This is a genomic window from Mycobacteriales bacterium, assembly GCA_035533475.1.
Taxonomy (GTDB): Bacteria; Actinomycetota; Actinomycetes; order DATLTS01; family DATLTS01; genus DATLTS01.
The window spans coordinates 145,879-157,997 of record DATLTS010000025.1 but is presented as its reverse complement, the minus strand read 5'-3'; the positions used below and the strand labels follow the sequence as shown (position 1 = coordinate 157,997).

The following is a 12,119-nucleotide window of genomic DNA, read 5'->3' as shown; positions in this document are numbered from 1 at the left end:
CGGTCAGGGCCGTTCTCCGCTCTCGGACCGGATCAGCCCCAACCGCATGGCGGTCATCAGCGCGGTGGCCCGGTTTCCGGCGCCGAGCTTCTCGTAGAGCTTGGAGATGTGGGTCTTCGCCGTGGACTCGCTGATGTAGAGCTGTCGGGCGATCTGCGCCACGGCGAGGCCGTCGGCCAGCAGCCTGAGGACCTGCTTCTCGCGCGGGCTGAGCTGCGGGCCACTCGGGGACAGGCGGCGGCGCATCGCGTCCGCGAGATCGGACGCGGTGAACGCCGACGGGGACGAGGCCGCGTGCCGGGCCGCCGCGACGACGTCTTCGGCGGGGGCGTCCTTCGCCACGAAGGCGGACGCGCCGGCTTCCAGGGCGCCGAACAGCTGCTCGTCGCCGGCGTACATCGTGAGAACCACGATCCCGCAGGTGGGGGAGAGCTCGCGCAGCTTCCGCGTCGCTTCTAGGCCATTGCCGTCCGGGAGCCGGAGGTCCATGATCACGACGTCCGGCTCGAGCGCGCTCGCCAGCTCCAGCCCCTCCGCGATCGTTCCCGCCTCGCCGACGACGGTGAAGCCCTGGTCGCGCTCGAACGCGTGGCGTAGGCCCTGCCGGATCAGGTCGTGGTCGTCGATGAGAAGCACGCTCGTCGCCATGGTCACCTCCCCGTGGGCGCCGCTCGCTGTTCGTCACCTACCGTAACGATTTCCGGCGCGACGCCGAGAACCACCTCGACCGACGTGCCGGTCGGCTGGCGACCGACGATCGACAGCCGGGCGCGAAGCCGCGCGGCTCGCTCCCGCATGATCTCGAGTCCGAAGCTGTCGTCCCGGCCCGGGCTGAGCCCGGCGCCGTCGTCGTCGACCCGCAGCCGGGCGTGCGGTGGATCCACCGTGCAGTCGACCCAGAGGTTTCGTGCGTTGGCGTGCTTGCGGGCATTGGTGATGGCCTCCTGGGCGATCCGGAGTAGCTCGGCCTCGACGTCTGCGGGCAGCCGGACCGGCCCTTCGTCCAGGGACAGGTGAACGGTGAACGGACTACTAGCCCCTACGGCCCGCACGTACTCGGATAGTGCGGCGCCGAGTCCGCCGTGCTGCTCGACGTCGCTGCGCAGGTCGAAGATGGACAGCCGCAACTCGCTGATGATCCGACTGACCTCGCGGCGCAGCTCGCGCAGATGGGCTTCCAACTCGGTGCCGCGGGCCTCGGCGGTCAGTCCGTCGACGAAGTAGCCGATCGAGGCCAGCTCCTGGGCGATGCCGTCGTGGATCTCGCGGGCCAGCCGGCGCCGTTCCTCTACCGTGGCGAATTCGCGGATCTCGTCGAAAAGCATGGCCGCGCTCAATCGAAGCGACGCGTCCGCGACGATGGGCTCGATGGTGCGGACGAGCGTCGCCGGGTACGCCCCACTAGCGCCGATCTCTACGGCGACCAAGCCGAATGTGCGCAACCCGAGCCGGAGCGGTAGCACGAGGGCGCTGCCGGGCCGGCCGGCGCTCAGTTGACTACCCACGACCTGGGGCTGCTGGGACAGCCAGGCATCGGCGAATGGGTTCTCGCCGCCCAGGTCCGGCCGCCAGTCGAGCGGCTCACCGCGATCACCGCGGTGAGCGAGTTGGAGTACGTGCTCGCCGCGGGACCGGACGAACACCGCGGCCCGGTCGTATCGAGCGACTGCGCCGATGCCGGTGAGCAGACCGTCGGCGAGGGTCAAGGTGTCCAGACCGACGGACAGCTGCCGGGCTACGGTCCGGAGCTGGGCCAGCAGCCGATAGGCCGTCACGTATGAGTTCTGTGGCTCCGCGCCAGGGGGTTGGAGCAGCCGCTGGATCCAGGCGGCGACCAGGACCAGCGCAACGGCCATCAGGCACCATTCGGCTCCGGTCGCCGCGTATCCGGACAGCTGGTCACGCTGGTCGGCCACTATCCGCCCGACCGCGAGCACCGCGATCGCGACGCCGGCGGGGGCCAGCGCGGCCTCCACCTCGTCGCTGAGGCCACCGACGAAGGCGGGTGCGAGCAGGTAGGGGAACAGCGGGCTGGTCGATCCACCGGTTGCGACGATGCCCACGGCCGCGATCGCTGACTCGGCGAGGCGCCCTGCCCGGCCGGCCCGCCGCCCGCTCGGGCCGAGCGTGACTGCGGCGGCGGCGACCGCGAGGGCGGCGACCCAGAGGTAGCCGCTCAGCAGGTCGCCGTGCGCGGCGTTGAGGACGCCACAGAGGACTAGCAACCCCCCCCGGGTGAGGACGCTGAGCCGCCGGGTCGGCCCGGTGGTCGGGGTGAGGAGGTCGTCGCTCACCTGCTGTAGAGCGCCTCGATGTCCTCCGCGAACTCCTTGGTCACAACGGCGCGTTTCACCTTCAGGCTCGGGGTGAGCTGACCGCCCTCCTCGGTGAAATCGACACCGAGGATCCGGAAGGTGCGGATCGCCTCGGCCCGGGACACGGCCTTGTTCGCCTCGTCGATGGCACCCTGGATTTCGGCGCGGAGCGCTTCGTCGTCCGCCAGGTCGGAGACGGTTGCGCTCTCCGGCTTCCCATTCCGGGACTTCCACGCCGGCAATGCCTCTTCATCGATGGTCACCAGGCAGGCGATGAACGGGCGCTGGTCACCGACCACCATCGCCTGGCTGATCAGCGGGTGGGCTCGCAGGCGGTCCTCGAGCACAGCCGGGGCCACGTTCTTGCCACCGGCGGTGACGATCAGATCCTTCTTGCGCCCGGTGATCGTGAGGAACCCTTCGGAGTCGAGTTCGCCGAGGTCTCCGGTACGGAACCAGCCGTCGGCGAGTGCCTCCCCGGTCGCATCCGCGTTGTGCCAGTAACCGGTGAACACGTTGTCGCCCTTGAGCAGGATCTCCCCGTCGTCGGCGATCCGCACCGACGCCCCGGGGATCGGCCGTCCCACCGTGCCGACCTTGATCGCGTCCGGCAGGTTGAGCGTCGCTCCAGCGGTGGTCTCGGTCAGCCCGTAGCCCTCGAGAACGGTGACCCCGATGCCTCGGAAGAAATGGCCGAGGCGGGTGCCGAGCGGGGCGCCACCGGACACCGCGTATTCCACCCGCCCACCGAGGGCCTCGCGCAATTTGCTGTACACGAGCCGATCGAAAAGTGCGTGCTGACCGCGTACCAGCGGCCCTGCGCCACCGCGCTCGATCCCCTCGCTGTAGGCGATCGCTACCCGCTCAGCACGATCGAAGATCGCGCCCTTGCCGCTGGCGTGCGCCTTCTGCTTGGCGGTGTTGTAGACCTTCTCGAAGACCCGGGGCACCGAAAGAATGAACGTCGGCTTGAACAAGGCGAAGTCCGACATCAGGTTCTTGATGTCGTGGGTATGACCCATCCGGACCCGGTTCTCCACGCAGCCGACCTGGATGATTCGGGCGAAGACATGAGCGAGGGGAAGAAACAGCAGCGTCGAGCCGTCGCTGCCGAACAACTCGTCGAGCCCTTCGGTGGTGGTAGTCGCGTCGAAGAGGAAATTGCGGTGGGTCAGCTCGCAGCCCTTTGGGCGTCCGGTCGTGCCAGAGGTGTAGATGATCGTGGCGGTGCTGGCCGCGTTCAGCGTGCGGCGGCGCTCGTCGATCTCCGCCGAGCTGATCGACTTTCCGCCCTCGACCAGCTGCTCGAGGCCGCCGCCCTCGATGGTCCAGGTTCGGACGACGTTCGGCAGGGAGGCAGACACCGACGCGAACGTCTTCTGGTGGGATTCGCCCTCGAGAAAGACGGCGGTCGCCTCCGAGTCCGAGAGTATCCACTGGACCTGCTCCGCCGAGGACGTCTCGTAGATCGGCACGGTGACCGCGCCCGCTGTCCAGATCGCGTAGTCGATCAGGGTCCATTCGAATCGGGTGGCGGACATCAGGCCGACGCGTTCGCCCGGTTGGACACCGCTCGCGATCAACCCGGCCGCCAGGCTCCGCACCTGTTCGGCGAAGTCCTTCGCGCTGATCGGTTGCCAGCTCCCAGACACCTTGCGGGCGAAGCTCACCGCATCGGGGTGTTCCGCCGCGTTGCGGAACACCGCATCGGTCAGGTTGGCGTCTTCCGGGATCTTGATGGTCACCGGAACCGATACTTCGACCACTGGTCAGCTCCTCGCGCAGCCGGATGCGGCGGATCGTACGCGACCAGCCGACTCTTCAGCGACCGGCCGGATCTGCCGAGGAGACACCCGTGAGCACCCAGCGTTGTCCGAGCTGCGCCGCCACCGTCCCCGAAGGGGCGGACTGGTGTTCGTTGTGCTACGCCGTGCTGCGCCAACCAGCCCTGGTCACCGTGCCGTCCTCGCCCGGGCTGGGCAGCGGCGACCCAGCCGGGCGCAACGCGGAGACCGGGCTCGCGACGATAGATCCGTTGACCGGCCCACTTGCCCTGCTCGACCCGACGCCGGGCGAGTCGACCGCGCGAATCCGCAGCGCGGCAGCCCCGACAGCCCCGCTAGCCCCGGCAGCCCCTACAGGCGCCGCGGGCCTCGAGCCCGGGCCGGAGCCGGAGGTGGCCAACTGGCCCTGCCTCGGGTGTGGCGAGCTCGTGAGCTTCGATCTCGACGTCTGCCCGGGCTGCGCTCGACCCTTCCTTGCCATGGAGCCGGGCTACGTACAGGTCGGCGGGCGCCGGCTGCCGGACCTGCGTGGGATCAGCGACGCCAACAAGATCATGCTCATGATCGGCGGCATGCTCTGCTGCACCGCTGTGCTGGTGGCCCTGTTCTACATAGTCGGCTCGGTCGTCTGACCCGGTCGGGCGCCGCCCACTACCCTCGAACGGGTGCGGCTCCACGTCGTTTCCGATGTCCACGGCAGTGTCGAGGCGCTGGCCCGTGCCGGCGACGGGGCGGATGCCCTGGTGTGTCTCGGCGACCTCGTGCTGTTCCTCGACTACGACGACCATCGCCAGGGCATCTTCGCCGACCTGTTCGGCTCGGATGCCGCGTCGCGCCTGATCGCCTTGCGCACCGCGCGGCGCTTCGAAGATGCGCGGGCGTTCTCCGCAGGCCTGTGGGCCCGCTTCGGTGCCGACCGCGGGAGCGTCATCGAGGAGGCGATCTTTCGTCAGTACGAGCGGCTCTTCGAGGTTCTCCCGACACCCACCTACCTGACCTACGGAAACGTGGACGTGCCGGCGATGTGGCCGCGGTTCCTTCGTGACGGCTTGCATGTCCTCGACGGGCAGGCCGTCGAGATCGGGGGCCGGAGGTTCGGGTTCGTCGGCGGCGGCCTGCGGACGCCGATGCGGACGCCCTACGAGATCGACGAGGACGTCTTCGACGCGAAGGTCGCGGCGATCGGCGATGTGGACGTGCTGTGCAGCCACATACCGCCGGCTATCCCGGAGTTGCTCTACGACGTCGTGGGCCGACGGATGGAACGGGGGAGCGCGGCCTTGCTAGCCCTGGTTCGGCGAAGCCAGCCGGAATTCATGCTGTTCGGTCATGTGCACAACCCACTGGCCGGGCGAACCCGGGTCGGTCGCACCGAGTGCGTGAACGTCGGACATTTCCGCGGTCGTGGCACGCCGTACGTGCTCCAGTGGTAGCCAAACGTGCCCCGGTCGGAGCCAGGCCGGCGAGGTAGCCTGCGGCCTCGAAGATCGAGGAGGTCTGTGATGGTCGACCGGGCCACTGCCAGCATCACGATCGACGCGACGCGGGACGAGGTTCTGGCGGTGATCGCGGACTTCGACGCCTATCCCCAGTGGGCGGGTGGCATCAAGCGCGCGCAGATTCTCGAGACCGGCGAAGATGGCCGCGCCACCCTGGTCGCTTTCGGCCTCGACGCCGGCATCATCAAGGACGAGTACACCCTGGCCTACGACTGGGACGAGTCCGGGGTGAGCTGGCATCTGATCGAGGCCAAGGCGCAGAAACACCAGGAGGGCAGCTACCGGCTCGCCACCGGCGCCGGCGGTCGCACCGAGGTGGTGTACGAACTGGAGATCGAGACCTCCATGCCGATTCCCGGTCTGATCAAGCGCAAGGCGCAGGGCACCATCATGGACACCGCCCTCAAGGGCCTCAAGAAGCGGGTGGAAAGGTAACCGGCCGCCGCCGGTAGCCTTTCCGGGTGCGCGTCGTCCTCTTCACCGGCAAAGGTGGCGTGGGGAAGACCACGACCGCGGCCGCGACCGCGACGCTGGCCGCGGCGCGGGGGCGCAAGACCCTGGTGCTGTCGACCGACCCGGCGCATTCGCTCGGCGACGCGTTCGGCAGCCCGCTCGGTCCGGAGCCCACCGAGCTCGATACCGGCCTGTACGGCCAGCAGGTCGATACCCAGCTCCGGTTCGAGAAGGCCTGGCGTGAGGTGCAGGCCTATCTGCGCACTGTGCTCGACGCCGCGGGGGTCGACCCGATCGAGGCGGAGGAGCTCACCGTTCTTCCCGGCGCGGACGAGGTTCTCGCCCTGCTCGAAGTCCGGGCCCAGGTGCGATCCGGGATCTGGGACTTGGTCGTCGTCGACTGCGCGCCCACCGCCGAGACCTTGAGGTTGCTGGCTCTTCCGGAGGCGCTGTCGTGGTACGTCGAGCGGGTCTTCCCGGTCCAGCGCCGGATGCTCCGCTCACTTCGCCCGGTTCTCACCCGGGCGGCAGGGGTTCCTCTCCCGCAGGACCGCGTCTTCGCGGCACTCGAGCGGCTTCATCAGGAACTGAGCGAGGTCCGCCAGGTGCTCACCGACCCGGCGTCGGCGTCGGTTCGCCTGGTCCTGACGCCGGAGGCGGTGGTCCTCGCTGAGGCCCGACGGACGTTGACGAGCGTGAGCCTCTACGGCTACCGGGTGGACGCGGTCATCGTCAACCGGGTGTTCCCGGACGACGACGGTGCCGATCCGTGGCGGGCCGGTTGGGTGGCCGCACAGGCCGGGCAGCTCGCCGAGGTGGCGGCCTCGTTCGCCCCCCTGCCGATCTACCGGACTCCCTATCGGCGGTCCGAGCCGGTTGGCCTGCCGGAGTTGGCGGCCATGGCCGCGGAGACCTACCGCGACGCCGATGCCTTCGCCCTGCCGAGGGGACCCGAGCCGCTGCGGGTCGAGCGGGACGGTGACGAGTTCGACCTGGTCGTCGAGCTGCCGCACGCCGGCCGCGACGACGTCGATCTCGCGCGCAGCGGCGACGACCTGGTGATTACGGTGGGGGGCCGGCGCCGGCTGTTTGCGCTGCCGAGCGCGCTGCGCAGGTGCCTGGTGACTGGCGCGACCATGCTCGACGGGCACCTGCGGGTGCGCTTTCAGCCGGATCCGTCGTTGTGGACGTCCCCATAGTGAGCGAGACCGGAACGCTTGCGGAGGAGGCCGTTCGCCTCATCGAGGCCCTTCAGACCTGGGCCCGGGGGGCGACTTCCGGCCAAGGTTGCGACCGGATCGCGAACGGTGCCCCGGAGTGCCGGCTCTGCCCGGTCTGCCTGCTCCTCGGGGCGGTCCGCGGCGCGCAACCCCAGACTTTCGAGTATCTGCTCGACGCAGCCGAATCGATCACAGCCGCCCTGCGGAGCGCCCTGGAGGTGCACGCCGCCGCTTCGCATTCTGGCCGCGGCGTCGAGCGCATCGACATCGGTTGATTGCCGCGTGGCTCTGACCATCGGGATCGACATCGGCGGCACGAAGGTGGCCGGCGGGGTCGTCGATGACGCCGGAGCGGTGCTGGCGCTGGTGCGACGCCCGACGCCCAGCCTGTCCCCGTCAGACATCGTCATAACGATCGCCTCGGTCGTGGACGAACTGCGTTCCGGACACGCGGTCGAGGCGGTGGGGATCGGTGCCGCCGGGTTCGTCGACGCCGAGCGTTCGACGGTGCGGTTCGCCCCCAACCTCGCCTGGCGCGACGAGCCGCTGCGGGACAACATCCGGGACCGGGTCGGCTTGCCGGTGGTGGTCGAGAACGACGCGAACGCGATGGCCTGGGGGGAATACCGGTTCGGCGCCGGACGCGGTGAGGCGTGCCTGCTCGCGTTGACGATCGGCACCGGAATCGGCGGGGGCGTCGTGTGGGATGGGCGTCTTTATCGCGGTGGCTTCGGCATCGCCGGGGAGTTCGGTCACCTGCGGGTCGTCCCGGATGGCCGGCCCTGCGGCTGCGGCAACCGGGGCTGCTGGGAGCAATACTGCAGTGGCCCGGCCCTGCTGCGCGAGGCCATCGCCCGGCACATCACCGAGCTCGCCGGTGGGGATCTCGAGACGCTGGGCGGCCCGGCGATCACCCGGGCCGCCCTGGAAGGCGACCCGACCGCGACCGAGTGCGTCACCGAGCTCGGCCGATGGCTGGGCCAGGGCTTGGCGGACCTGGCCGCCGCGTTCGACCCGACCTGCTTCGTCATCGGTGGCGGGGTGGCCGAGGCCGGGGAGCTGCTTCTGGCGACGGCACGCCGGACGTTCGAGTCGGTACTGACCGGGAGCGGGCACCGGCCGTTGGCCCGGATCTGCGCGGCCGAATTGGGGACCGAGGCGGGGCTCGTCGGGGCGGCCGATCTCGCCCGGCGTCGGGGATAGGGCCGTGATCGCCCTGGCTGATGCGCGCGCGGCGTTCGATGGCCGGTCCGGCCCGGCGATGACGGCAGGGCGTTGACGATGCGTGTCCTCAGCTACAACGTGCGCTCGCTCCGCGACGACCCGCAGGCCGTGGCCCGGGTCATCCGGTCCTGCGAACCCGACGTCGTCTGCATCCAGGAAGCCCCGCGATTCCTGCGCTGGCGGTCCAAGTGCGCCGCGCTGGCCCGGGAGTCCGGCCTGCTCGTGGTGACCGGGGGCCGGACCGCGGGAGGCGTGCTGCTGCTGGCCAGTCTGCGGACCCGGGTGCTGGGGACCCGGGACCTGCGCCTGCCCAGACAACAGGGTCTGCACCAGCGCGGGCTCGCGATCGGCGTGCTCGAGCTCGATGGCGGCACCTGGACCGTGGCCTCGATGCACCTCGGCTTGGACCCCGTCGAACGACGCCGGCACGTCGCGGAGATCTTCGCCGTCGTGGCCGATCACCCGACACCGCTCGTCCTCGCGGGTGACGTGAACGAGGAGGCCGGCGAGCCGGCCTGGGCGGCCCTGTCCGCACGGCTCCAGGACGCGTACGCGGTCGCCGGCACCGGGCCGGGCGAGACGTCGAGCGCGCGCCGCCCGACCCGGCGGATCGACGCGGTCTTCGCCGACCCTGGGGTGGAGGTCGTCTCGTGCTCGGTCCCCGTCATCGGGGGCCGCGAGCTGGCCACCGACCACCTGCCGGTGCTCGCCGAACTGCGTCAGCGCTGACCGGACCGCGAAAGCGCGGTCACCGACCGCCGAAATCGGCTACGAGTTCCCGGGCCAGCTGCTCGAGGAACAGACCGACGTCCGTAACGATCCCGGCGGCCTGCGCGGAGCCGCGGTCGGCGAGCTTCGTCACCGTGGCCGGGTTGATGTCCACGCAGACCAGGGGGACCGACGCGGGGAGCAGGTTGCCGGTCGCAATCGAGTGCAGCATCGTGGCCACCATGAGGGCGAAGCCGACGCCTGGCAGCTGGGCGCGCATCGCCCGCTGGCCGGCGATGACGTCGGTGTAGACGTCCGGTAGCGGTCCGTCGTCGCGGACCGAGCCGACGAGGACGAACGGCTTGGCGGCGCGGACGACCGCGTGCATCACCCCGCTGGTCAGCACGCCCGACTCGACGGCGGCCGCGATCGATCCGCAGCGTCGGATCGTGTTGATCGCGCGGATGTGATGTTCGTGGCCGTGTTCGACGCCCTTGCCTTTGGCCAGGTCCACGCCGAGCGAGGTTCCGAACAGCGCCGACTCGATGTCGTGCGTGGCGAGGGCGTTGCCCGCGAACAGCACGTCGAGGTAACCCGACTCGACGAGCGCGACCATCGCCGGGGACGCCCCGGTGTGCACCACGGCCGGTCCAGCCACCCAGAGGATCCGGCCGCCCTGGCTCTTCGTGTCGCGCATCTGGTCGGCGATCTGCCGGACGAGCAGCGCCTGGGGCTTCTCGCTGGAGATCGCCGAGGACATGAACTCGAAGCTGTCGTCCGCAACGGCGGAGTGTTCACGTGGTGGCAGGACCACCCGGACCCCGCGCGCGCCGCAGACGATCTGGTCGGCTTCCCGCACATCGCTGACCGGAACCGTGTGCACCCGTCCGCCAGTCACGACGAGTCCGCAGTCCATCTCCGGGGACTCCACTTGGATCCAATGGCCGTTGACCCGGACCAGGGTTTCCAGGTTCGTCGTCGAGTAGAAGTCGTCGGGGAACACGCCGTCCCGCGGCGCCGGGGAACAGGTGGCCTCGCCGGGGTCGACCGCATTGACCCCATGGGTTTGCAGACGCATGAGCAGTCGGGCCAGGGTCTCCTCCGAGCTGGCCGAGAGCTCGACGCGGACATAGGACGTGTCGGCGTGAGTCTTGCCCACGTCGAGTCGTCCGATCGTGTAGTCGCATCCGTAGTCCAGGACGTCGTCGAGGATGCGCGCCAGGACTCCGGTGTCCATCAGGTGACCGGAGATCTCGACGGTCTCGGAGATGCTCACCGGGTCAGACGACGGCGCCGTCGTCGTCGTCGTCGGTGGGACGTGAGTCACGCATCCGCACGATCAGGCTGAGGAATCCGGCGATCACGACGACGACGGCGATGCTCGCGAGGCCGCCGCTCAGCGGTCGGCCGAGGAATGCCGGGATGATGAGCAGGCCACCGCCCCCGATCATCCCGAGTAGTGCCCAGAGCGTCGCGGGGCTCGGTCGCGGCAGGGGAGGCGGGTCCGGCGGGACGAAATGCTCGTCCAGGGGGTCCTCCGGCGGGGACCAGGTCCGAAAGGGGACCGGGGTCAGCGGCGCAGCCACGGGCGGCGGCTCTTCCCCTACGTCCTCCGCGGCCGGCCAGCTCCGCGGGCCCGGCCCAGTCGGCTGGGACAGGGCGGCGACCAGATCGATCCAGCGCTCCTCGTCGCTCTGCGCGTTGCCGGGCCCCGGGGGGCCGGCGGGCCCGGGCGGCGGCTCGGCGGTCGGGGTGGCGACCCGGGCCTCGTCCGGGACCTCGGCTGACAGCACGTCCCGGGCCGGGTCTATCGCGGTGCTGTCGACGAAGAGTCGGTCGGTGGGCCGGCTGGGTAGGCGCATCTCGAAGTACGCGCCGGACGCGCCCGGGGTCGGCTGGACGTAGGCGGCGATCCCGACGGCCTCGAGTTGGCCGAGCAGCTCCTCGGCGACCCGCGGATCGAGATCGGCGATCGGGGTGTACCGGCTGGCCCGTAGCCCGTTGCTCCGGGCCGCCGGTCGGCCCGTCTCGTCGATGCCGTCGGGCATGTCAGCCGGCCGGCCGGGTGGCGACTTGGTCGCGAACGAATGCCAGGCTCTCGGTGAAGATCGTCTCCGCGTCGTTGTCCAGAGTGGCGACGTGGTAGCTGTTGTCGAGCACGAGACGCCGGCGGTCGGACGAGGAGATGCCGGCCCAGACCACCTCGCCGTTCTTCGGCTCGACGACGTGGTCGTCCCGGCTGGTGATCAGCAGCAGGGGCAGCGTGACCGAGGCGAGGTCGGCGCGGACCAGCCGCCACAACCGGGACAGGGAGTAGGCGCCCCGGAGCGGCGTCCGGTCGTAGGCGAGCTCGACGCTGCCCGGCTTCTTGATATCGCTGGCGATCCCCGGAAAGGACGGAACGAGCAATCGGAAAAGCGGCAGGAGCTTGGCGTCCTTGCGCAAAGTGAGAACGGAGGGGTTGACGACGACCACGCCGGCAAGATCGGCACCGCGCCGCTCGGCCAGCCGCAGCACGACGGTGCCGCCCATGGACAGGCCCATGGCGAACACGGCGGCGCAGCGCTCGTGCAGTTCGTCCAGCCCGCGCTCGGCCTCCCCGTACCAGTCCTCCCAGGTGGTTCGGTTCAGGTCGGACCACTTGGTGCCGTGGCCGGGAAGCCGCGGCAGGCGCACCGTCAGCCCGGCCGCCGCGAGGTACTCGGCCCATGGCCGCAGGCTCTGCGGTGTGCCCGTGAAACCGTGGACGAGCAGCACACCCACCGGTTCGCCATCGGCCGAGAACGGCTCGGCGCCTGGCATGATCCCGGTTCCCGGCACTGGTCCTCCCATCCACCCGGGCCGCCCGCGCCGGCCGCGTCCGGCCGATCGTCGCATGTCGCGCACGGTCCCGCGACGGTAGGCTGCAGCGAACCC

General features: G+C 70.3%; 13 protein-coding genes. 7 read left to right on the top strand and 6 right to left on the bottom strand.

Going from position 1 to position 12,119, the window contains the following annotated elements; all coding sequences use genetic code 11:
• Nucleotides 1-3: 3 nt before the first annotated feature.
• Genes VNG13_05655 through VNG13_05645 form a run of 3 tightly spaced genes read right to left on the bottom strand, consistent with a single transcriptional unit; the run spans nt 4 to nt 4,081 of the window.
• Nucleotides 4-648, bottom strand: coding sequence for a response regulator transcription factor (locus VNG13_05655; protein HVA60007.1), 645 nt, complete (start codon nt 646-648; stop codon nt 4-6).
• 2 nt (nt 649-650) lie between these two features.
• Nucleotides 651-2,294: a histidine kinase gene (locus VNG13_05650; GenBank protein HVA60006.1), complete on the bottom strand. Its 1,644-nt coding sequence runs from the start codon at nt 2,292-2,294 to the stop codon at nt 651-653.
• Entirely contained in the window at nt 2,291-4,081 is a 1,791-nt protein-coding gene (locus VNG13_05645; protein HVA60005.1) for an AMP-dependent synthetase/ligase, read from the bottom strand. Before VNG13_05645 ends, VNG13_05650 begins: the two co-directional genes overlap by 4 nt.
• An 89-nt stretch (nt 4,082-4,170) precedes the next feature.
• Here VNG13_05645 and VNG13_05640 point away from each other — a divergent pair, with 89 nt between their 5' ends.
• The 7 genes from VNG13_05640 to VNG13_05610 all read left to right on the top strand — a co-directional run bounded on the left by VNG13_05640 (nt 4,171) and on the right by VNG13_05610 (nt 9,224).
• Nucleotides 4,171-4,731 (top strand): hypothetical protein, encoded by a 561-nt coding sequence (locus tag VNG13_05640; GenBank protein HVA60004.1) that lies wholly within the window; start codon nt 4,171-4,173, stop codon nt 4,729-4,731.
• A gap of 33 nt (nt 4,732-4,764) precedes the next feature.
• The gene (locus VNG13_05635; GenBank protein HVA60003.1) at nt 4,765-5,532 is read left to right on the top strand and encodes a metallophosphoesterase; all 768 of its coding nucleotides are present in this window, start codon (nt 4,765-4,767) and stop codon (nt 5,530-5,532) included.
• Nucleotides 5,533-5,601: 69 nt separating this feature from the next.
• Nucleotides 5,602-6,033, top strand: coding sequence for an SRPBCC family protein (locus tag VNG13_05630; protein ID HVA60002.1), 432 nt, complete (start codon nt 5,602-5,604; stop codon nt 6,031-6,033).
• Between the two features lie 26 nt (nt 6,034-6,059).
• Entirely contained in the window at nt 6,060-7,250 is a 1,191-nt protein-coding gene (locus VNG13_05625) for an ArsA family ATPase (GenBank protein HVA60001.1), read from the top strand.
• On the top strand, nt 7,250-7,546 hold the full coding sequence (locus VNG13_05620) for a hypothetical protein (protein ID HVA60000.1): 297 nt from the start codon (nt 7,250-7,252) through the stop codon (nt 7,544-7,546). Before VNG13_05625 ends, VNG13_05620 begins: the two co-directional genes overlap by 1 nt.
• Before the next feature lie 7 nt (nt 7,547-7,553).
• Entirely contained in the window at nt 7,554-8,474 is a 921-nt protein-coding gene (locus VNG13_05615; protein HVA59999.1) for an ROK family glucokinase, read from the top strand.
• A gap of 78 nt (nt 8,475-8,552) precedes the next feature.
• Nucleotides 8,553-9,224 (top strand): endonuclease/exonuclease/phosphatase family protein, encoded by a 672-nt coding sequence (locus VNG13_05610; protein HVA59998.1) that lies wholly within the window; start codon nt 8,553-8,555, stop codon nt 9,222-9,224.
• 19 nt (nt 9,225-9,243) lie between these two features.
• On the opposite strand, the gene VNG13_05605 is transcribed toward VNG13_05610, so the two are convergent.
• Genes VNG13_05605 through VNG13_05595 form a run of 3 tightly spaced genes read right to left on the bottom strand, consistent with a single transcriptional unit; the run spans nt 9,244 to nt 12,023 of the window.
• A complete protein-coding gene (locus VNG13_05605) occupies nt 9,244-10,479 on the bottom strand; it encodes a TIGR00300 family protein (GenBank protein HVA59997.1) in 1,236 nt (411 codons plus the stop codon).
• Between the two features lie 4 nt (nt 10,480-10,483).
• Nucleotides 10,484-11,251 carry a hypothetical protein gene (locus VNG13_05600; protein HVA59996.1) on the bottom strand — a complete coding sequence of 256 codons (768 nt, stop codon included), beginning with the start codon at nt 11,249-11,251 and terminating at the stop codon, nt 10,484-10,486.
• A 1-nt stretch (nt 11,252) separates the two neighbouring features.
• Complete coding sequence (locus VNG13_05595; GenBank protein HVA59995.1) at nt 11,253-12,023, bottom strand: alpha/beta fold hydrolase; 771 nt, start codon at nt 12,021-12,023, stop codon at nt 11,253-11,255.
• Between the last annotated feature and the right edge of the window lie 96 nt (nt 12,024-12,119).

What these genes read in the sequence shown, in the direction of transcription:
- VNG13_05655 (HVA60007.1), bottom strand. Translation starts at nt 648, where the DNA reads ATGGCGACGAGCGTGCTTCTCATCGACGACCACGACCTGATCCGGCAG.
- VNG13_05630 (HVA60002.1), top strand. Translation starts at nt 5,602, where the DNA reads ATGGTCGACCGGGCCACTGCCAGCATCACGATCGACGCGACGCGGGAC.
- VNG13_05610 (HVA59998.1), top strand. Translation starts at nt 8,553, where the DNA reads ATGCGTGTCCTCAGCTACAACGTGCGCTCGCTCCGCGACGACCCGCAG.
- VNG13_05600 (HVA59996.1), bottom strand. Translation starts at nt 11,251, where the DNA reads ATGCCCGACGGCATCGACGAGACGGGCCGACCGGCGGCCCGGAGCAAC.